Genomic DNA, 19312 nt, shown 5'->3' on the forward strand with positions numbered 1-19312 from the left:
CTACGCTCGCAATGACACGGCGGCCAACCAGAATGACACAGTGGGCAATATGTCACCCTGAGCGAAGGCGAAGAGTCTCCCGCTTGCAAAGCGAATAACGCCTATTCCTGCAACTAAGCACCAGATTCGGACTTCGGACAGACCTGAAGGTCTGTCCCTACAGGCTCCGCTCAAGCGTCAAGACTGCCTAGTGCTTAGCAGAATCCACGGATTATAGAACAGTGGCGTCCCCCGCCTTTTTGACACAGTAAGGCGAAGAATGGTAACCCTATGATATAAATCAGGGCAATTCTGCCAAATCTGGAGGTACTAAGTTGAGAGAAGAAAAGTACGATGTGGTCGTTGTGGGTGCCGGGATGGGGGGAATGTGCGCCGGTGCCCTGGCGGTTAAGGAGGGATATAAGACCCTTGTGGTTGAAAAACGGGAGCACATAGGAGGCAGGTTCTCCACCGAGGAGGTCGAGGGCTTCAAGCTGATGACCGGGGCGCCTTTTATCCATCAATCGGGGTGGGTGCCGAAGGTGTGCAAGGAGGTGGGGGTGGAGTTCGACCGTACCCCCTGTCTGGAGGTGCTCTACTGGGTGAAGGGCGTGGAGTACAAGTTGCCCCTGCAGCACCGCATGAATGCCCTCTTTGAGATCTGCAACAGGATAGCCTCCAACAAGGCAAAGCTGATGGGCAATATCGTGAAGGAGATTGCCGGCCAGAAGATCATGACGAGCATCCACAGCGCGGTAACTGAACCTGAGAAGTTGGGCTCTATCACGATCAAGGATTGGCTGCTCCGTTACACGGACAACGAGGACGTCCACGGGATATTCGACGCTATCTCTGTTGGCATGCTGATGGCGCACTCGTATGAAATACCGGTGTATAACTTTTTCCATTTCATGGCGACTCAGAAGGGATTCAATGACGTTGACCTCTCCACCTACGGTAACCTTGCCAACGTGGAGAAGCTGGCCGGTGTGGTGAAGGCCAAGGGAGATGTGTGGACCAACTGCTCGGTGAAGAAAATACTGGTCAGCAAAGGGACGGCCGCGGCTGTAGTCGTGGAGAAGGATGGTAAAGAGTTGGAGATACTCTGCAAAGTAGCCATCAGCAATATCGGCATCAGAGAGACGGTGCATCTCTCTGGAGAAGAGAATTTCACCGAAGACTACCTGGCCGATATGAGGGTGAAGATGAGGCCTGCCCCTATCACCATCATTCATATTGCCAGCGAGCAGCCTCTTTGCATGGCTGGTGGAGAGGCCGGGGCCATGCTGGTGGCCAATGCCAGGAGGATTACCGACGCTATCCCGCTGACTAATGCCTGTCCGGGGATGGCGCCGAAGGGTCAGCATTTAACCTGGGCCTGCGCTTCACCGCCGTCTGTCCTTTTCCCCATCGATCCTGAGGAGGAAGAGCGGCAGTGCCTGAAGGACATCGATATGGTTTTCCCCGACTGGAAGAAGAAGGGCGGGCGCATCCTCAAAATGGAGGTCCGCAATATTGACCACGATCTGCCCGAAGGGCGTACCTGGCTGGGGCCGGCGTACAATATGCAGCGTGAGACGCCGGTGAAGAACCTGTACAACGTGGGGGATGCCGTGTGTTCTCCGGGCATCGGCGGGACTTCTGGATGCGCGGAAGGGGCCAGGCGGGTAGTGGAATCAGTGAAAAAACACGTCAAGCCAGGGTAGTCATCCCATCTCTCGTTTCGTAAGGTTGAATTGCAGGGGCAAGCACAAAATATGATTTGACTAAAGTAGATCGTCGATCGTTACCTTGACATCCTGCCCAAATCCACTCTACGATTTGCAGGGCCATTACAGTAGCAGAGAAGAGGATGTTGGCCCCTAGAATAAAATGGACGAATCTGCTAGTCTTCTTGCAGCATGAATGCTCGCGGATTCATGAAAGACATAACGGATCACACATCCAAAGCGGTTGCACACTACTGGCAAACGAGGGCTACCCAGCGGAAAAGACAGGAAGCAGGTGGCAAGACTGATCAGGGTCTTCGCAGTGCCGTCACCGGTGGTGCTCAGATGGATGGTTTCATTGATCTTTTCTCAGGCCTTATCACACAGGTAGGGATACCTGCACGCTACATCTTCAGAAAGAAGGCCGTAGAACTTCCTGGTTTCTTCAGACCAACCAAAGAATGGGATCTCCTTGTTGTCCGTCAGCGGACACTGATTGCCGCCATTGAAACCAAATCCCAAGTAGGCCCCTCCTTTGGCAACAATTTCAATAACCGGACAGAAGAGGCGATCGGTAGTGCCCTTGATGTCTGGACGGCCTTCCGAGAAAAGGCGTACCTTGAAAGCCCACAGCCTTTCCTTGGTTACCTCTTCATGCTTGAGGACTGCGACGCATCAAATCGCCCCGTGGTCGTCCAAGAGCCGCATTTTAAGGTTTTCCCGGAGTTTGTAGGCGCATCATACATGCGCCGTTATGAATTGTTCTGCCGAAAGCTTGTGTCAGAGAGGCACTATTCGGCTTCTGCCTTTATCACATCATCAAGCCTTACCGGTCTTAACGGCTACTACAAAACACCGGCGGACGATCTGTCCATAGAGCGATTCGCAAAGATACTAGTTGCTCATATGACAACCTTTGTGTGAAACCATGTCGCCTACCATCCATAGACTAATCAACGGTGATGCACGAGATCTATCCTTTCTAGATGATGAGTCGGTGCATCTCGTCATCACGTCGCCGCCATATTGGAATCTCAAGCGCTACAATGAAAATCCTGACCAGATGGGACATATTCAGGACTATGAAACGTTCTTAACGGAACTGGAGAAGGTCTGGAGGCATGTTTTCCGGGTACTTGTCCCTGGAGGCCGGATGGTGTGCGTGGTCGGTGATGTCTGCGTAGCGAGACGGAGCTTTGGACGTCATCTTGTGTTTCCCCTACATGCAGATATCTGCGTTATCTGCCGACGGATCGGCTTTGACAACCTGAATCCAATTATCTGGCACAAAATCGCAAATGCTTCCTATGAGGTATCAAATGGGTCCAAATTCCTTGGCAAGCCGTATGAACCGAACGCGATTATTAAGAACGATGTAGAATTTATCCTTATGCAGCGCAAGCCTGGAGGATATCGGAAACCATCTGATGTACAACGCAATGCCAGCAGGATTTCAAAGGGTGAATTTGGCCTTTGGTTTCAACAGATATGGACCATCCCAGGAGCGTCAACTAAGCAGCACCCCGCCCCATTCCCATTAGGGTTGGCTACCCGTCTCGTCCGAATGTTCTCATTTGTGGACGATACAGTGCTCGACCCATTCTGTGGGTCTGGTACAAGCATGATTGCCGCCCTTCGGGCAGAGCGGAACAGCATCGGTATTGAGATCGATCCCGAGTATTGCCGGCTGACTGCACGATACTTGAAAGCCGAGTCTGCCAACCTCTTTTCAAATGAAAGGTTGATCTTTGAGAAGGCAACTGCGGAATGTGCATGCCTTGTCAAAGAAGATCAGGAACTTTATCAAGTCCGACCTGCACGGAAGAAATTGGATTAGGCCAACACTGACTCTTTATCTGGTATGATACATAGTAACACCGAGGTGAGCGATGCAGACTTCCAAAGTTGCCGTCAGGATAAACAAGAAGACCCTGGAGCGCCTCGATCGTCTGGTGAAGAATCAGGTTTTTCCCAACCGGAGCAGGGCAATTCAGGAAGCCATTGAAGACAAACTCAGTCGGCTGGGGCGCACGCGCCTTGCAGAGGAGTGCGCGAAGCTCGATCCTATCGCCGAGCAGGCAATGGCGGAGGAAGGATTGTCCGATCCAGTCCGACCTGCCGCAGCGGATGGCTGAGCTTCGCCGTTGGAAGCATGAGAGATGATTGCCCAACTCGGAGCCTTCGGAAGGTGTTACCTGGCGACCAGGCCACCGTCCACGGCTAGCGGATATCCAGTGACGAAAGACGCTTCATCCGAGCAAAGCCATAGCACTGCCGGAGCGATTTCTTCAGGTTTCCCGAGTCGTCCCACAGGTTCCATGGCTATGTAGTTGGCCATTATCTTCGGTTTCTCATCCAGCTTACTGCCGAGTATGGGTGTGCGGATTATTCCAGGGCAGAGGGCATTGACCCGGATACCAGAGGTAGCATAGTCAAGCGCCGCTGACTTCGTAATGCCCACGACACCGTGTTTGCTGGCGCAGTAGGAGGCCTGAGCAGGAAAACCAGTCAGTCCTGCCACCGATGCCATGTTGACAATGGCGCCCTTGCCCTGCTTGAGCATCTGGGGGATCTCGTATTTCATGCAGAGATATACGCCCTTGAGATTGACTGCGATTACATGGTCCCAATGCTCTTCTGAGCTGTTGGCGATGAATGCTATGCCTCCGGCAATGCCAGCGTTGTTGAAGGCGCAGTCCAGACGGCCGTAAGCATCAATAGTCTTTTGGACCATGGCCTCAACTTCTGCTGCCTTCGATACATCGGCCTTGATGAAGATGCCCTCACCGCCAGCGTCCTGGATCATCTTTAGTGTTTCCTCGCCGCCTTCAACTGCTATGTCGCCGATGGCAACCCTGGCGCCTTCCTTGGCAAATGCTACCGCAGTGACCCGGCCAATTCCGGAGCTGCCACCGGTTACCAGGGTGACCTTGCCGTCGAATCGTCTCACTTCATGACCTCCATGTAGCTTCTTCTGATCGGCAGTATATGGCCTGGCCTGATCGTGCGTCAATTCGGAGACTGTTTAGCAAGCGGGGAGTGCAGAGGGCAGAAGTCCCTCTGCCTCTCAAATTCGTGCAGTTGACAGGATTGTTGCGGAAGGGCAAACTCTCAGTGCGGACTCCTGAGGAGTTGGTTCGAAGTCATCTGCTGAAGGCAGTCTTTGGGGGATAGACTCGCGGGTAAAAGGAGGGGAGAAATGTCATCGTCGCAGACCTTCAAGTCTAAATACGGTCCCTGGGCGCTGGTAACGGGCGCGGCCCGGGGGATGGGCACGGAGTTTTCTTGCCAGATTGCAGCGTTGGGACTCAACCTGGTGCTGGTCGACATGCTTGCAGATGAGCTGGCAAAGGTGGCGGAAGAAATCCGGGGGAAGAGCACCGTGGAGATCAGGACTGTAGTGGTGGACCTCTCGCGGCCGGATTTCATCGAGACGGTGCGGCGGCAGACCGATGACATAGAGGTGGGACTGCTGGTGAGCAACGCAGCGTATCCGCCGGTGGGACTCTTCTTTGACCAGAGCCTGGAAGACAAGTTGAGGATGGTAGATGTGAATGTGCGGGCACCACTTATATTGGTGCAGGAGTTCGGGTCGAAGATGCTGGCACGTAAGCGCGGAGGGATCATCATGGTTGCGTCAGCGTCCGCCCTGCAGGGGGTGGCTTATGTAGCGAGCTATGCCGCGACGAAAGCCTACAACCTGATTCTGGCGGAGAGCCTTTGGGACGAGTTGCGTGAGCATGGCGTGGATGTGCTGGGGTTCATGCCGGGAGCGACACGCACGACCGGTTTCGTGCTTTCGAAACCGAATATAGGGCGCACGGTAGCGCCGATAATGGAGCCGAAGCCGACAGTCACCGAGGCATTGAAAGCACTGGGCAAGGCACCGAGCCGCATCCCGGGAAGAAGGAACCGCTGGACCCTTCTCCTGGCGCAGAAGATATTGCCGCGAAAGCAGATGATTAAGCTGGTGGGGAGTAACATGCGCCAATGGTATGGAAAGAAATAGAAGATGTTGGAGTATTCAATTAAAAAGAAGCAAATGAAGAAAATTTACGGCATCGATATCGGGGAGGTGTAATGAGAGCTGAGAAAGACAACCCCGAGCAAAAGTATAATGATTTTTGGGACTGGTTACGGACTGACTGGCATCCTATCTGGATCCTAAGTATCGTCATTGCCTATATGTACTATCTTAACACTACCGAGGAGATGTAAATGGGCAAGTCTTGGCTATGCTTAGCCCGATTTGTCATGGAGATATTGACATAGGCGCAATGGTGCGATAATATAATGAATGAACATTCAGTCATTATACTGGAGATGAGGAATGGGAAGCCGGAACCAGAAGAAAGAGCTTATCACAGAGTACCGCAGAAAGCAGATACTCGATGCTGCGCTGGCTGTTTTCTCCAGGAAGGGTTACGGCGAGGCTACCATACCAGATATCGCACGGGAGGCAGGGATCGCCGTCGGCACCATCTATAACTACTATCCGGGCAAGCGAGACCTGCTGGTGTCTGTTCTCGCCAGCCGTGTCCTCAGCGAGCCTTTTTTGATGCTCATGAAGCAGCCGCCTGAAGCGGATGACAGGACGTTCTTCAGATCGCTGATTGAGGACCGCTTGACTCTACTCAATGAGAACGCAGACAAATTTCTCTTTATGCTCGGCGAGGCCTACCGCGATCAGGAATTCCGGCGGCAGTGGACGCAGGGAGTGATTCAACCGGCCCTGAAGCGAGCGGAGAAATTCATGACCTCGAAGATGGATTCGGGCGCCTTTCGCCCCATGAATGCCAGCGTTATGGTGCGGGCACTGGCGGGGATGGCCATCGGCTTCGCAGTGCTGGCCATGGTAGAGGGAGAAGCGAGCCCCTGCCGGGGTATTCCCATCAAAAAAATCGCGCCGCTGCTGGCAGACATCGTCCTGACTGGAGTTCGAGCAAGGAAGAGCTGATCCCCCCCGAGAAATCGGGGGTGGAAGACCGGAAACGGAGGGATGATATGCAGTCTTTTGCCATCGAAACAAGGAGCCTCACCAAGAGATTCGGTTCGTTTGTGGCGCTGAGCAATCTGAATCTGAGTATTGAGAAAGGGGCTATCCACGGGCTGCTGGGCCCGAACGGCGCCGGCAAGACCACCGCTATCAAGATACTGTGCGGCTTGCTGAAGCCGAGCGGCGGCGAAGCATACATCTTCGGCAGGAAGGTACCGGATAGAAGCATTCTGTCCGAAATAGGATATATGCCGCAGGAAACCGCCCTCTATCTGGACCTGACTGTGCATGACAACATGGCGTTGTACGGTGAGCTCTTCGGCCTGTCGAAAACCAGGATCGCCGAGAGGGAGAAGGAATTGCTTGCCTTCATTGCCCTGGAGAAATGGAGGGACGTGCTGGTGTCGAAACTGAGCGGCGGCATGAAACACAGAGTGTCGCTGGCGTGCACCATGATACATGAGCCGAAGCTCCTTTTCCTGGACGAGCCTACTGTTGGCGTCGACCCGGAGTTAAGGGCTTCATTTTGGGAGTACTTCGACCTGCTGAAGAGGAAAGGCGTTACGATTGTGCTGACAACGCACTACATGGACGAGGCCCAACATTGCGACATGATAGGGCTGCTGAGGCAGGGACTGCTTCTGGCGGAAGGCACACCCGGTGAGGTTGTCCGGTCTGTCAATGCAACAAGCCTTGAAGAAGCCTTTCTGGCACTGGCAAGGCGTGAGGATGTCAGAGCATGAATATTCGCAGGGCCTTCACCATCACCAAACGGATTTTCAGGGGTCTAAGAAACGATAGGCGCACAGTCGCTTTGATGTTCTTAGCTCCGGTTGTTGCCGTGTTAGTGTTTGGCGTGGCATTCAGCGGCGACATAAAAGACGTGGCTGTGGTTGTGGTCAACCAGGACGCGGGGGCAAGTGCCCCCGGCTCCAATGTCACCGTATCATTTGCGGAGAAGATCGTAGCCAACTTCGATGGGGAAGTCCTCAAAGTGGAAAGCATTGCTGGTATTGAGGAAGGTGTCCGCCGTGTGGAAGAAGGTGGAGCCTACGCAGTGATCATCTTCCCGGAGGATTTCTCCCAAAACATCATGAGAATGCAAAACCCGTCCTCTTCGGCCAGCACCACGATTCAGGTGAGAGAGGACAGGAGCAATGTCAATGTGGCTAATGCCATAACCAAGGGCGTCAGTGATGCTGTTCTCAAGACAATGCAGGAGGCCGGCCAGGAGTCTCCTGTAACGGTGGACACAGAGAATGCTATCTATGGTAAGGGCGCTAAGTTCATCGATTTCTTCGTCCCCGGTATCATGACTTTTATAGTCTTTCTTCTTACTACCCTCCTCACTCTCGTATCCTTTGTCGGAGAGCGGACCTCGGGAACACTGGAAAGGTTGCAGGCTACACCGCTGAGAGAGAGCGAGGTGGTCGCAGGATATACCATCGCTTTCGGCGTAATAGGCATGTTGCAGGCTATTGTACTCCTGACCATAGGTGTCGCGGTTTTCCACATAATGATAGTGGGGAACATAATACTGGCGTTTGTGGTCATCGCCGTGCTGGCTGTGGTCAGCCTCAGTCTGGGGATACTGCTCTCCAGTCTAGCGAAGAGAGAGTCCCAGGCCGTCCAGTTCTTCCCTCTCATAGCGCTGCCCACGTTCTTGCTGGCGGGGATTTTCTGGCCTGTCGAGGCGATACCTCAATGGTTGAGGCCGCTCTCGTATGCGATTCCTCCGACATATGCTGTGGATGCCACACGCGGGGTCATGTTGAGGGGCTGGGGGTTCAGCGGCATCTGGGTGGACATCGTGGCCCTGTGCGGATTCGCGGCTGCTTTCCTGGGGCTGGCCATCCTGTCCCTGAAAAGAGGCCGGCAGTAGATCGAGGGAGTCCGCCCCGCCGTCTCCACAGATTCAATTCAAGGGGTTTTCTAGCAACTGGGTAGTGCAGAGGGGCAGAAGCCCCTTTGCCAGGGTTTGGGGGTGTCCCCCACCTTCAAAAGTCCCCCAAGACTGGGGGACTACAGGGGGTTGAAAGAGCTAATAGACGACCTCAATTCAATTTATTTGACTATCCTGCATTCTTGGACTAGCATTCTAATATCAGCGGTGATTCCATAGGCCTGATTCTCTGAGCACAGGAAAATCCACTATCTGAAGTGGATTTTTTCTGTATTTTGCACTTGGTTTGATGATAGAGAAGGCAGTCCTGCCAATGAGTGGATCAGGTACCGGCCGCTGCATATAGAAAGGAGCTTCACGTGATGGAGCAAACAAGGTGGTACAAGAGGCGGTGGGTTGCCCTGGGGTTCCTGAGTTTCTCTCTGTTGGTTATTGCCTTGGATAATACTGTGCTGAACCTGGCTATGCCAACCATATCCACCAAGCTGGGCTCTACTCTCAGTGGAATGCAGTGGATCGTTGACGCCTATGTACTGGTTTTCGCAGCATTGCTGCTGACGATGGGTTCTATCGGCGACCGTATAGGTCGGAAGAGAACGCTGCAAGCGGGCCTGATAGTCTTCGGTTGTTTCTCCCTGGGTGCAGCGCTTTCCAGGTCTACGGGAATGCTTATTGCCATGCGCGCCATAATGGGTATCGGCGGTGCCATGATCATGCCCTCCACCCTCTCGATTCTGACGGCCACCTTCCGCGATCCCAAGGAGCGCGGCCAGGCCATTGCCCTCTGGGCCGCGGTTTTTGCGCTGGGGTTGGGCATTGGGCCTCTTGTGGGAGGATGGCTTCTGGCACACTTCAGTTGGAGCTCTGTGTTTTACATCAATCTGCCTATTGTAGTAGTTGCCTTGATCGGCGGATACATCTTCCTCCATGATTCCAGGGATGAGCATCCCAGCAAGATTGACCTTCCTGGATCTGTACTCTCGATTGCCGGACTCTTCGCGTTGGTATATGGCATCATTGAGGCCGGGCAGAGTAGCTGGACGGCTCACAATGTGCTCTATGCTTTCGGTGCCGCGGCGGTCCTCCTGGGCGCATTCGCCTATTGGGAATGGCGTTCGCCGAATGCCGTGTTGCCAATAGCCTTCTTCAAGAACATGTCCTTCACCGGAGCCAATATCGCCCTCACGCTAGTTGCCTTTGCTCTGATGGGGTCCATGTTCTTCATGGGCCAGTATCTTCAGACTGTACAGGGCTACACCCCGCTAAAAACCGGGGTACTGATGTTGCCTTTTGCCTTTACGTCCTTTGCTGCAGCAGCAATGTCGGCCCGGGTTGCCCAGCGCATCGGCACCAAGTTCACAGTCGCCTTAGGTATTCTCATATCAGCTGCTGGCCTCTTCTACCTCTCCCGGGTGGTCGAAGTAAACACGAGTTACCCGACGATCCTGCTTGGCATGGTTATTATGTCCCTCGGCATAGGTTCGACCATGAGTCCGGCCACGAACTCCATCATGGGGTCGATTCCTGTGAGGAAAGCCGGGGTTGGTTCTGCCATGAACGATACCACGCGCCAGGTGGGGGCGGCTCTGGGAGTGGCAGTGCTCGGCGCACTCATGAATTCCGTCTACATCAGCAAGATCAATGCCATGAAGGATACTTTCTCCTCAACTCCACAGGTTTTCGAGCTCATTCGCAGCAGCATACAGCGCGCACATTTCGTCGCCCAGAATATGATACCCGACCCGCAGCTATCTCAGATGATTGTCAATAAAGCCGACGAAGCGTTTGTCTCCGGCATGGTCCGTGGTACGCTGATCGCTTCCATCGTTATGGCTGTCGCCTCTGTCGTTACCCTGATCATTTTGCCCTCGCGGGTCCGCCCTGCCAAGGAAGAGGACCATGCACCGGGTATTCCGGATTCCAGCAAGGTTGAGTGACGCTTTCGGCGTGAGAAAGCTGTGGTTGGTGGGCCAGTATGCTAGCGGACAAATATCAGAACTACATGTACAACCTCATTAAGCAGGCGATCGATGAGGCCGGCCCACGGCCGGCCTGCAGTGAGGAGGAAAAGAGGCTGGGGCGCCTTCTGGTCAGGGAATGGACACCCATCTGTAATGTGGTTACTGCCGAGTCTTTTATCTGCAGCCCCCGCGCCTATCTGGGCCATCTGCGCTTGTCAGTATTTTCATACTTCGTAGCGGTCATCTTATACTGGTTCTACCCGCCGGTCTCCTTTGCCCTGGCTACCCTCAGCTTCGCTATACCGCTTTTCGAGCTGAGGGGATACCGTGAAGTCGTCGACTTTCTGTTCGCGCGGAAACGCGGCGAGAACATCATAGGAGTGATTCAACCCCGTGGCGAAGTCAAACAGAGGGTTATTGTCAGCGCCCACCAGGATTCAGCCAACGAGTTCTATCTCCTGTATCGCCTGGGGAGTGCTGCTATTCTGCTTATGGCGATCCCTTTTGTAGGCGTCCTTCAATCCTCGGCGGCAGCCTAGTGCAAAAATGAGCCAACAGCCTATAGTTAACTTAACCCAGCACGGCTTCCTTGTGCCGTGCACTATGGCACTGGATGTTCACTGCCACTGGTAAACTGGCAATGTGGCCGGGGAAGACCTCGGCATGAACCGCCAGGGCTGTGGTCCTCCCTCCGAACCCCTGAGGGCCAATGCCCAGGGCATTGATCCGCCGCAAGAGCTCCTTTTCCAGGTCAGCCACTTCAGAGTCCGGGTTTGCTTCGCCGAGGGGACGCAGCAGGGCTTCTTTGGACAGCAACACCGCTTTATCTGCCGTGCCGCCGATGCCGACTCCTACGATCACAGGGGGACAGGGATTGCTGCCAGCCTCCTCTACCGCCCTGACTACAAAGTCGGCCACCCCCTGCTTACCTTGCGCCGGTAACAGCATCCCCAAACGAGTCATATTCTCTGATCCCCCGCCTTTGGGCATCACCGTAATCCTGAGCCGGTCACCAGGTACTACCCTGGTATGGATGATGGGGGGGCAATTATCCCTGGTATTAATTCTTGTCGAGAAAAGATGCTGTACCATCGATTTGCGCAGGTATCCATTCTTATAGCCCTGGCGCACCCCTTCCTCCACAGCAGCATCGAGTTCCCCCCCGCGAATATGAACCTCTTGGCCTAACTCCAGCAAGATCACCGTGCTGCCGCAATCCTGACACAAAGGAAGGCCCTCCCTGGCAGCAATATCGGCATTCTCCAGTATCTGGTGCAGGGTCTCTCTCCCCAGCGGGGATTCCTCAGTATCCTCTGCATCCCTGAGGGCTTTGACGACATCTTCAGGCAGGAAGAAATTCGCCTCCTGGCACAGGCGGGCTACAGTCTGAGCAATATCACCAGCGTCGATTTCCTTCTGAGGCATAGTCATCCTCCTTCAGCTTTTACGTCACGAAATCCCACTATGCGTGCCCGCTGCAGCAAGCGCTCCGGCTGCAGCTAGTGCCTGGTGGCACAAGGCAGCGTAACAATCGAGATTGCTTCGCTGCGCTCGCAATGACACGGTTAAGCGCTAGAGAGGGATATTCCCATGCTTTTTGGCAGGGAGGGTATCCACCTTGTTCCTCAGCATTTCCAGCGCCCTTATCAGTTTGGGCCGTGTTTCTCGCGGGTCGATGACGTCGTCAATATAACCTCTGGACGCAGCTATAAATGGGTTGGCAAACTTGTCTCTATATTCCTCAATGAGTTTGCGCCGTGCCTCTTCCGGCTTCTCTGCCCTGGCAATTTCGCTGCGGAAGACGATGTTCACTGCTCCCTCGGGGCCCATCACTGCAATCTCAGCCGTAGGCCAGGCATAGTTTATATCGCCCCCCAAGCCCTTGCTGCTCATTACTACATAGGCCCCACCATAGGCTTTGCGGGTAATCACGCTGATTTTAGGGACGGTCGCTTCGGCATACGCATAAAGGAACTTGGCCCCGTGCCTGATAATACCTCCGAACTCCTGGTCGGTGCCCGGCATATACCCCGGAACGTCGACAAAGGTAATCAGCGGGATACTGAAGCAATCACAAAAGCGGACAAACCTCGCCCCCTTGTCCGAGGCATTGATATCAATAGACCCGGCCAGATGCGAAGGCTGCTGAGCCACAATTCCCACGCTCTGCCCACTGAGCCTGGCAAAGCCGACGATAAGATTGGGGGCAAAGTGTTGATGCACCTCCATGAAATCACCTTTGTCCACCACCCTGGTGATAACCTCCTTCATGTTGTACGCCTTGGTCGGATCCACGGGAACAATGGAGAGCAGCTCCTCGTCCCTCCGGTCAGGATCATCTTTTGGCTCCACCCGGGGTGTCTCCTCCATGTTATTTTGAGGAAGGAAGCTTATGAGGCGGCGCACCTTCTGGAGAACTTCTTGCTCGCTATCCGCAATAAAGTGGCAATTGCCACTCCTCTGAGCATGAACCATGGCCCCACCCAGATCCTCGTGGGAAACCTCCTCTCCACAGACGGTCTTGATGACATCGGGACCAGTGATATACATCTGCCCCAGGCCCTTTACCATGAAGATAAAATCGGTGATTGCCGGAGAATAGACAGCACCTCCAGCAGTGGGCCCCATTATCACCGAAATCTGAGGAACCACTCCCGAGTAGAGGGTATTTCGAGCAAAGATCTCACCGTAGCCCTTAAGGCTGTCCACCCCCTCCTGAATTCGCGCTCCGCCCGAATCAAGCAAGCCAACGCAGGGAGCCCCATTCTTAGCTGCCAGGTCCATCACCTTGCAGATTTTCTCTGACGCTACCAGTGACAGCGTGCCACCAATCACCGTGAAATCCTGGGAATAGACATAGGCCATCCTGCCATCAATCTTGCCGTAGCCGGTAACTACGGAATCCCCCAGGAATCTTTGTTCATCCAGGCCGAATTCGCTCGAACGATGAGTAACGAAGCAATCCAACTCCTCAAAGGTACCGCGATCGAAAAGGAGGTTGATCCTCTCCCTGGCGGTAAGTTTACCCTTAGCGTGCTGGGCTTCGATGCGCTTGACACCCCCGCCCTGCTTTGCCTGTTCCCTGAGCTTGGCAAGGTTTTCTACTTTCTTTTCAATTGGTTCAATAGCCATTTCTGATCCAAAACCCCCTTCCCCATCAGATTTCCCAGAAGCCTCTGCTCAGGACAGTTGAGACAGCCTTTGCTTTATCTTTTCCAGCCTGCCCTCAGAATCGAGGAGCTTCTCTCGCTCTTTTTCTATTACCGAAGACGGCGCTTTACTCATGAAAGAATCATCACCAAGTCTAGCCTTAAGGCCGGTTATCCTGGCCTGCAGAGACTCCTTTTCCTTTTCCAGGCGCCGCCTTTCTGATTCCAGGTCAACCATCATGGGCAGGATGATTTCAACATCCTTCAACACCAGTACTGTAGCACCTTGCGGACTCCCTCCACTCTTTTCCTGATAACCCAGAATAGCCAGGGGTTGTACTCGAGCCAGGGTTTCAATGGCCTGGCGGTGGGGCTCGATGGCTGACTTATTCACGGCATAGATCTGGGCTGCGATCCATCGAGCGGACTCAACCCTGGACTCGGCCCGTGCATTGCGAATACTGTGGATCACATCAATAACCGTCCCCATCTCCTCCTCTGCCTGGGTATCGATGGCCCCTCGGGCAGCAGGATAGGCAGCGATCATAATAGAATCAGGCCTGGCTTCATCCTGCGGAAGGTGTGAAACCAGCGTCTGCCATATCTCTTCAGTAATGAAGGGCATAAAGGGATGGGCCAGCCTCAGAGAGGTTTCCAGGGTGTCAAACAAGACGGGGATGGGTGACGGCAAACTCCCATCGCGAAGGCGGATCTTCGCCAGCTCGATATACCAATCACAGAATTCTCCCCACAGAAAGTCATGGACCTGTGTTTCGGCCTCACCAAACTGGAAGTCTTCCAGCAGCTTGTTCACTTTGGCTACCAGCCGATCCAGGCGGCTCAGAATCCATCGGTCTTCTACCGGCAGTCCGGGTTGCAGTGTCACCTCTTCCATCTGTGGCGGCAGGCTCCTTATTACAAATCTGGCTGCATTCCACAGTTTGTTGGCGAAGTTGCGAGATGACTCCAGCTTCTGGCTGCTTATCTGGACGTCGTTCCCCGGCGCAGTGCCGGTCGTAACCGCGAAGCGCAGGGCATCAGCACCATAAGCATCAATTGCCGTCACAGGGTTGATGACATTCCCTTTCATCTTGCTCATCTTCTCCCCTTTCTCGTCCCTCACCAGGCCATGAAGGTAGACCCAGCGAAAGGGGATATCGCCCGTATTCTCAATACCCATCATGATCATCCTGGCTACCCAGAAGAAAAGGATATCATAACCTGTTTCCATCACAGTGGTAGGATAAAAATATCGGAAGTCCTCCGTATCCTCAGGCCAGCCCAGGGTGGAGTGAGGCCAGAGTCCGGAACTGAACCAGGTATCAAGAATATCCGACTCCTGATAGATATTGGTTGAGCCACAATGAGCGCATTCCCCGGGCTGATCGACAGTAACCGTGGGTTGGCCGCAGGCTTCACAATACCATACCGGGATCCGGTGACCCCACCAAAGCTGGCGGCTGATGCACCAATCACGGATACTCTCCATCCAGTGCAAATAGACCTTGGTGAATTGCTCAGGGATGATGGTTATCCGTCCTTCCCTCACAGCCTTAACAGCCGGTTCGGCTAAGGGCTGAGTTTTGACGAACCACTGCCGACTGGCCCAGGGTTCAACGATGGTGCCGCACCGGGTACAGTGCCCTACGGACTGAAGATGTGGTTCAATCTTCAGCAGGAGCCCGTCCTTCTCCAGCCGGGCCAGCAAGGCTTTGCGGCAATCGAAACGGTCGTATCCATCATAAGGCCCTGCTTCCTTATTCAGGGTAGCATCGGCGTTTAATATGTTTACCGAAGGCAGTTTATGCCGCTGGGCCATCTCAAAATCCACGGGGTCATGAGAGGGAGTAACCTTCAGTGCGCCTGTACCAAAGGCCGTGTCCACAGCTTCATCAGCGATAACCGGTATGGGGCGGGAGATCACGGGAATGGCCACACTCTTGCCTACCAGGCTGCTGAAACGCTTGTCGGCAGGATTGACCGCCACAGCAGTATCGCCGAACATGGTCTCGGGACGAGTGGTGGCTACAGTGACGTGGCCCGGCTCACCAACCACGGGGTAGTTGATGTAATAAAGATGCCCTTCTATCTCTCGATGTTCCGTTTCCAGGTCGGAGAGCGCCGTCCGGCAGCGGGGACACCAGTTGATAATCCGCTCCCCTCGATAGATAAGTCCCTTCTCGTATAGACGAACAAAAGTGGTGGCCACCGCACGGCTGGGCTTCTCATCCATAGTGAACATCTCCCTGGTCCAATCGCAGGAGGCGCCCATTCTTCTATGTTGCTCTCTGACAGTCTCCCGGCATTTGTTGGCCCATTGCCATGCCCTTTGCAAGAACTTCTCTCTCCCCAGGTCGAACCGGGTTGATCCCTCCGCAGCCAGTTGCCGCTCCAGTACCACGTGAACCGCAATGCTGGCATGGTCAACCCCCGGGAGCCAGAGAGCCTCCTCCCCTTTCATGCGATGCCAGCGGACCATGATGTCCTCGATGGTAGCTACCAAAGCATGCCCCAGATGCAATTCACCGGTAACATTGGGTGGGGGCATGATAATGGTGAAGGGTTTCCTGTTGCGGTCTATCCTGGGGGTGAAGTAGCCTTTCCTGGACCAGAATTCGTAGATCCTACCCTCAACCTGACCAGGTTCGTAGGCTTTAGGTAGCTGTTCTGCCTGGTCTATTCCCTTAACACTCATCCCTTTTTGTCCACGCCTTTCGCAGCATGCCTATCCACTTTCGAGGCCACTTCCCTTCAGTAGGGACAGACCTTCAGGTCTGTCCACTAATCTCCGGCTTCAGACCTCGGACAGCATTAGCAGACTCCGGACAGAGCTAAAGCTCTGTCCCTACAAGACCATACCGCATTACAGGCCCCATACAGGCTATAGGCAGCATGGCCATCCAGGGTTGCACCTGCAAACCTGAATATCCCATATTGTAACTAACCTAATCCTCCAGCATCAGGGACAAACGATCCTAAAAGTGAATAGTCCTCGTAACTGTCTACCAATCCCTTCCGCACTGGATTATTGAAGATGTACAGGGCTACATCCTGTAGTGCTTCTTCCTTCCTCAGAATATGGTCATAGTAACTTCTCTGCCATAGAGAATCACCATAAGCTTTCTTGAAGGCTACCCCACTCCTCTGCTTAAAGAGCTTCATGAATTTAGGTAAGGAGGAATCTTCCTTGCCAACGATTAGAAGATGAAGGTGATCGGGCATAAAGCAGTAGGCATAAACACTGAACCCAGCTCGTCTGGATGTCTCTTCAAGAGCAGGGAGGAGGCTATTGACAATGTTCTTGTGTTTGAAGTAGGGCTTCCCCTGTTCTGTAGAGCAAGTTATAAAATAGGCATAAGAACCGGCGTAGTCAAAGCTTCTAAGCCTCGGTGAGGAATTTCGTCGTCTCAAGTGATCTTTGATCATTTCCCTTCAGTAGGGACAGACCTGAAGGTCTGTCCACTAATCTCCGGCTTCAGGATTCGGACAGCATTAGCAGACTTCGGACAGAGCTTCGGACAGACCTAAAGGTCTGTCCCTACAACTCCAGACCCCTACAGGCTGCTAGGCTGCCAATAAACTGACAACCTTGTCCAGAATCCTGTGAGCCACCTCCGATTTTGGCATCAGGGGCAGCTCATCCACATTACCTTGAGCATCGATCAGGGCCACCTTATTGGTATCAGCTCCAAAGCCGCTGCCCGCCTCAGTGATATTGTTAGCCACGATAAGGTGGAGCCCCTTGTTCTTCAGCTTAACAGTCGCGTTTTGCACCGCGTTCTCGCTTTCAGCAGCAAACCCCACCTTGATGAGATTTCCCTTTACTTCGCTGATGATATCGGGATTCCTGATCAAATCCAACTGCATCAGGGGGAACTCCTCTTTTTTCAGCTTGCTCTTAGCGGCGGTCGCCGGGCGATAATCGGCCACAGCTGCCGCCATGATCAGGGCATCTGTCCCAGGAACAACCTTCAGGACCGCTTCCCGCATCTGGAGCGCTGTTTGAACCTGGACCATCTCCACCCCGTCAGGAGCAGGGAGTGTGGTAGGAGCACTGATCAAGGTTACCTTTGCCCCCCGTTCCCGGGCAGCCTCGGCCAGAGCGTAACCCATCTTGCCCGAGCTCCTGTTGCAGATAAGACGAACCGGATCAATAGGCTCCTGGGTACCGCCTGCAGTAACAACGACATGCTTCCCCGCCAGATCGCTCTTCCTATCGAGAATCCGGCGAATGGCCGCCAGAATATCTTCAACATCGGCCAGACGCCCCTTGCCCGTCTCCCCGCAAGCCAAAGCGCCATAGCCCGGTTCCACGATCTTGAATCCCCTGTTGCGGAGCTTGGTCAAGTTCTCCTGGGTAATCGCATTTTCCCACATATGCACGTTCATCGCCGGCGCCAGGACAACAGGCGCCTTTGTGGCCAGTACCGTACAGCAGAGCATATCGTCGGCGATACCTGCCGCCAGCTTGGCCATGATATTAGCCGTAGCCGGGGCGATGACCACCACCTCAGCCCGTTCAGCCAGGGCAATGTGTTCGATATCGTATTCGTCGGGGTTGGCAAACATGTCGGTAGCCACCGGCCGGTGAGTGATGCTGCGAAAGGTCAGCGGAGTGACGAACTCGGTGGCACATTTGGTCATGACCACGTCCACTTTGGCCCCGGCCTGCGTCAGCTTGCTGGCCAGTTCTGCCGCCTTATAGGCAGCAATACTGCCAGTCACACCCAGAACTACCGTCTTATCCTTTACCATACCGGACTCCATATTAACCTAATGATTCTGAAAACGCCATACTTTTGGCCTCTGAATCCCCTGGTGCGACAGGGTCAGGATCGATTCAAGTCGTAAATCAACTGCAGCCCGAGCAGGGTCAGGTGGCGGTTTACCACCTCTATTACCTTCGTCTCCCTGGCAATGACCTCCGCATAGCCGCCAGTGGCAATCACTTTGGCCTTTCCCCCCAACTCCCGGCTGAGGCGACCCACCAGACCTTCAACCATCCCAACGTAGCCAAAAATGACCCCTGACTGCATGGCAGCAACGGTGCTCTTGCCAATGGCATTTGGGGGACGGATCAGTTCTATTCGAGGCAACCTGGCCGTGCGGGTAAATAGCGCTTCCGTAGCTGTCTCCATACCAGGCGCTATAGCTCCGCCAAGATAAGTACCGTCCTCAGAAATGACGTCGAAGGTGGTGGCAGTGCCCATATCAATGACGATCGCCGGCCCACCGTAGAGTCGATACGCAGCGGCCGCGTTGACTATCCGATCGCCACCAACCTCCCGGGGATTGTCCATATTGATGCGCACTCCAGTCTTTAGCCCCGGCTCCACTACCAGCAACTTTACCCCGAGATAACGCTGGCAGAGCTCCTCAAACACAGTAGCCAGGGGAGGCACCACACTGCACATAATGGCCTCTTTTATGTCATCCTTGGCCACACCGTGGTGCGGCAACAGATTGATCAACAAAGAGGCGTATTCGTCCGACGAGCGGTGAATACCGGTGGCTATAGAGAGGTGGGTCTTCAGTTCCCCGCCATCGAAGATACCGTAGGCAACCTTGGAGTTTCCGACGTCAATAGCTAGTAGCATCTGTTACCCTCCGATTAG

18 protein-coding genes are annotated in these 19312 nt (G+C 54.1%); 11 read left to right on the top strand and 7 right to left on the bottom strand.

All coding sequences use genetic code 11. The annotated features are described in order from the left end of the window. The first annotated feature begins 314 nt into the window (after positions 1–314). The 4 genes from NTZ04_03240 (at position 315) to NTZ04_03255 (ending at position 3823) form a co-directional block, all read left to right on the top strand. On the top strand, positions 315–1685 hold the full coding sequence (locus NTZ04_03240) for an NAD(P)-binding protein (protein MCX5991332.1): 1371 nt from the start codon (positions 315–317) through the stop codon (positions 1683–1685). A gap of 213 nt (positions 1686–1898) precedes the next feature. Then, complete coding sequence (locus tag NTZ04_03245) at positions 1899–2612, top strand: restriction endonuclease (GenBank protein ID MCX5991333.1); 714 nt, start codon at positions 1899–1901, stop codon at positions 2610–2612. A gap of 4 nt (positions 2613–2616) precedes the next feature. Beyond that, a complete protein-coding gene (locus NTZ04_03250; protein MCX5991334.1) occupies positions 2617–3525 on the top strand; it encodes a site-specific DNA-methyltransferase in 909 nt (302 codons plus the stop codon). A gap of 52 nt (positions 3526–3577) precedes the next feature. Continuing rightward, a complete protein-coding gene (locus NTZ04_03255; protein MCX5991335.1) occupies positions 3578–3823 on the top strand; it encodes a ribbon-helix-helix domain-containing protein in 246 nt (81 codons plus the stop codon). Between the two features lie 56 nt (positions 3824–3879). On the opposite strand, the gene NTZ04_03260 is transcribed toward NTZ04_03255, so the two are convergent. After that, positions 3880–4638: an SDR family oxidoreductase gene (locus tag NTZ04_03260; GenBank protein ID MCX5991336.1), complete on the bottom strand. Its 759-nt coding sequence runs from the start codon at positions 4636–4638 to the stop codon at positions 3880–3882. 249 nt (positions 4639–4887) lie between these two features. Between NTZ04_03260 and NTZ04_03265 the strand changes: the two genes are divergently transcribed. The 7 genes from NTZ04_03265 (at position 4888) to NTZ04_03295 (ending at position 11087) form a co-directional block, all read left to right on the top strand. Continuing rightward, positions 4888–5697: an SDR family NAD(P)-dependent oxidoreductase gene (locus tag NTZ04_03265; GenBank protein ID MCX5991337.1), complete on the top strand. Its 810-nt coding sequence runs from the start codon at positions 4888–4890 to the stop codon at positions 5695–5697. Positions 5698–5768: 71 nt separating this feature from the next. Further along, the gene (locus NTZ04_03270; GenBank protein MCX5991338.1) at positions 5769–5906 is read left to right on the top strand and encodes a hypothetical protein; all 138 of its coding nucleotides are present in this window, start codon (positions 5769–5771) and stop codon (positions 5904–5906) included. A gap of 112 nt (positions 5907–6018) precedes the next feature. After that, entirely contained in the window at positions 6019–6645 is a 627-nt protein-coding gene (locus NTZ04_03275) for a TetR/AcrR family transcriptional regulator (protein MCX5991339.1), read from the top strand. Between the two features lie 47 nt (positions 6646–6692). After that, on the top strand, positions 6693–7427 hold the full coding sequence (locus NTZ04_03280; protein MCX5991340.1) for an ABC transporter ATP-binding protein: 735 nt from the start codon (positions 6693–6695) through the stop codon (positions 7425–7427). Further along, complete coding sequence (locus tag NTZ04_03285) at positions 7424–8566, top strand: ABC transporter permease (protein ID MCX5991341.1); 1143 nt, start codon at positions 7424–7426, stop codon at positions 8564–8566. Before NTZ04_03280 ends, NTZ04_03285 begins: the two co-directional genes overlap by 4 nt. 383 nt (positions 8567–8949) lie before the next feature. Continuing rightward, positions 8950–10524 carry an MFS transporter gene (locus tag NTZ04_03290; GenBank protein MCX5991342.1) on the top strand — a complete coding sequence of 525 codons (1575 nt, stop codon included), beginning with the start codon at positions 8950–8952 and terminating at the stop codon, positions 10522–10524. Between the two features lie 38 nt (positions 10525–10562). Continuing rightward, a complete protein-coding gene (locus NTZ04_03295) occupies positions 10563–11087 on the top strand; it encodes a hypothetical protein (GenBank protein MCX5991343.1) in 525 nt (174 codons plus the stop codon). A 31-nt stretch (positions 11088–11118) separates the two neighbouring features. On the opposite strand, the gene NTZ04_03300 is transcribed toward NTZ04_03295, so the two are convergent. From NTZ04_03300 to NTZ04_03325, 6 genes are all read right to left on the bottom strand, one after another. Then, positions 11119–11973: a fumarate hydratase gene (locus tag NTZ04_03300; protein MCX5991344.1), complete on the bottom strand. Its 855-nt coding sequence runs from the start codon at positions 11971–11973 to the stop codon at positions 11119–11121. A 147-nt stretch (positions 11974–12120) separates the two neighbouring features. Further along, positions 12121–13680: an acyl-CoA carboxylase subunit beta gene (locus NTZ04_03305; protein MCX5991345.1), complete on the bottom strand. Its 1560-nt coding sequence runs from the start codon at positions 13678–13680 to the stop codon at positions 12121–12123. A gap of 48 nt (positions 13681–13728) precedes the next feature. Beyond that, a complete protein-coding gene (locus NTZ04_03310) occupies positions 13729–16392 on the bottom strand; it encodes a valine--tRNA ligase (GenBank protein ID MCX5991346.1) in 2664 nt (887 codons plus the stop codon). Positions 16393–16637: 245 nt separating this feature from the next. After that, on the bottom strand, positions 16638–17123 hold the full coding sequence (locus NTZ04_03315; GenBank protein MCX5991347.1) for a transposase: 486 nt from the start codon (positions 17121–17123) through the stop codon (positions 16638–16640). 138 nt (positions 17124–17261) lie between these two features. Continuing rightward, positions 17262–18452: a bifunctional phosphopantothenoylcysteine decarboxylase/phosphopantothenate--cysteine ligase CoaBC gene (coaBC, locus tag NTZ04_03320; GenBank protein MCX5991348.1), complete on the bottom strand. Its 1191-nt coding sequence runs from the start codon at positions 18450–18452 to the stop codon at positions 17262–17264. Between the two features lie 74 nt (positions 18453–18526). Then, positions 18527–19294, bottom strand: coding sequence for a type III pantothenate kinase (locus NTZ04_03325; protein ID MCX5991349.1), 768 nt, complete (start codon positions 19292–19294; stop codon positions 18527–18529). Positions 19295–19312 lie beyond the last annotated feature (18 nt).

Source organism: Chloroflexota bacterium (genome assembly GCA_026389585.1).
Taxonomy (GTDB): Bacteria; Chloroflexota; Dehalococcoidia; order UBA2247; family RBG-13-53-26; genus JAPLHP01.

Excerpts from the sequence above, each read along its gene's own strand:
- NTZ04_03245 (MCX5991333.1), top strand. The coding sequence starts at position 1,899 with ATGAAAGACATAACGGATCACACATCCAAAGCGGTTGCACACTACTGG.
- NTZ04_03255 (MCX5991335.1), top strand. The coding sequence starts at position 3,578 with ATGCAGACTTCCAAAGTTGCCGTCAGGATAAACAAGAAGACCCTGGAG.
- NTZ04_03315 (MCX5991347.1), bottom strand. The coding sequence starts at position 17,123 with ATGATCAAAGATCACTTGAGACGACGAAATTCCTCACCGAGGCTTAGA.
- NTZ04_03310 (MCX5991346.1), bottom strand. The coding sequence starts at position 16,392 with ATGAGTGTTAAGGGAATAGACCAGGCAGAACAGCTACCTAAAGCCTAC.
- NTZ04_03285 (MCX5991341.1), top strand. The coding sequence starts at position 7,424 with ATGAATATTCGCAGGGCCTTCACCATCACCAAACGGATTTTCAGGGGT.
- NTZ04_03295 (MCX5991343.1), top strand. The coding sequence starts at position 10,563 with ATGCTAGCGGACAAATATCAGAACTACATGTACAACCTCATTAAGCAG.
- NTZ04_03325 (MCX5991349.1), bottom strand. The coding sequence starts at position 19,294 with ATGCTACTAGCTATTGACGTCGGAAACTCCAAGGTTGCCTACGGTATC.
- NTZ04_03270 (MCX5991338.1), top strand. The coding sequence starts at position 5,769 with ATGAGAGCTGAGAAAGACAACCCCGAGCAAAAGTATAATGATTTTTGG.
- NTZ04_03290 (MCX5991342.1), top strand. The coding sequence starts at position 8,950 with ATGGAGCAAACAAGGTGGTACAAGAGGCGGTGGGTTGCCCTGGGGTTC.
- NTZ04_03280 (MCX5991340.1), top strand. The coding sequence starts at position 6,693 with ATGCAGTCTTTTGCCATCGAAACAAGGAGCCTCACCAAGAGATTCGGT.
- NTZ04_03265 (MCX5991337.1), top strand. The coding sequence starts at position 4,888 with ATGTCATCGTCGCAGACCTTCAAGTCTAAATACGGTCCCTGGGCGCTG.
- coaBC (MCX5991348.1), bottom strand. The coding sequence starts at position 18,452 with ATGGTAAAGGATAAGACGGTAGTTCTGGGTGTGACTGGCAGTATTGCT.
- NTZ04_03300 (MCX5991344.1), bottom strand. The coding sequence starts at position 11,973 with ATGCCTCAGAAGGAAATCGACGCTGGTGATATTGCTCAGACTGTAGCC.
- NTZ04_03305 (MCX5991345.1), bottom strand. The coding sequence starts at position 13,680 with ATGGCTATTGAACCAATTGAAAAGAAAGTAGAAAACCTTGCCAAGCTC.
- NTZ04_03275 (MCX5991339.1), top strand. The coding sequence starts at position 6,019 with ATGGGAAGCCGGAACCAGAAGAAAGAGCTTATCACAGAGTACCGCAGA.
- NTZ04_03250 (MCX5991334.1), top strand. The coding sequence starts at position 2,617 with ATGTCGCCTACCATCCATAGACTAATCAACGGTGATGCACGAGATCTA.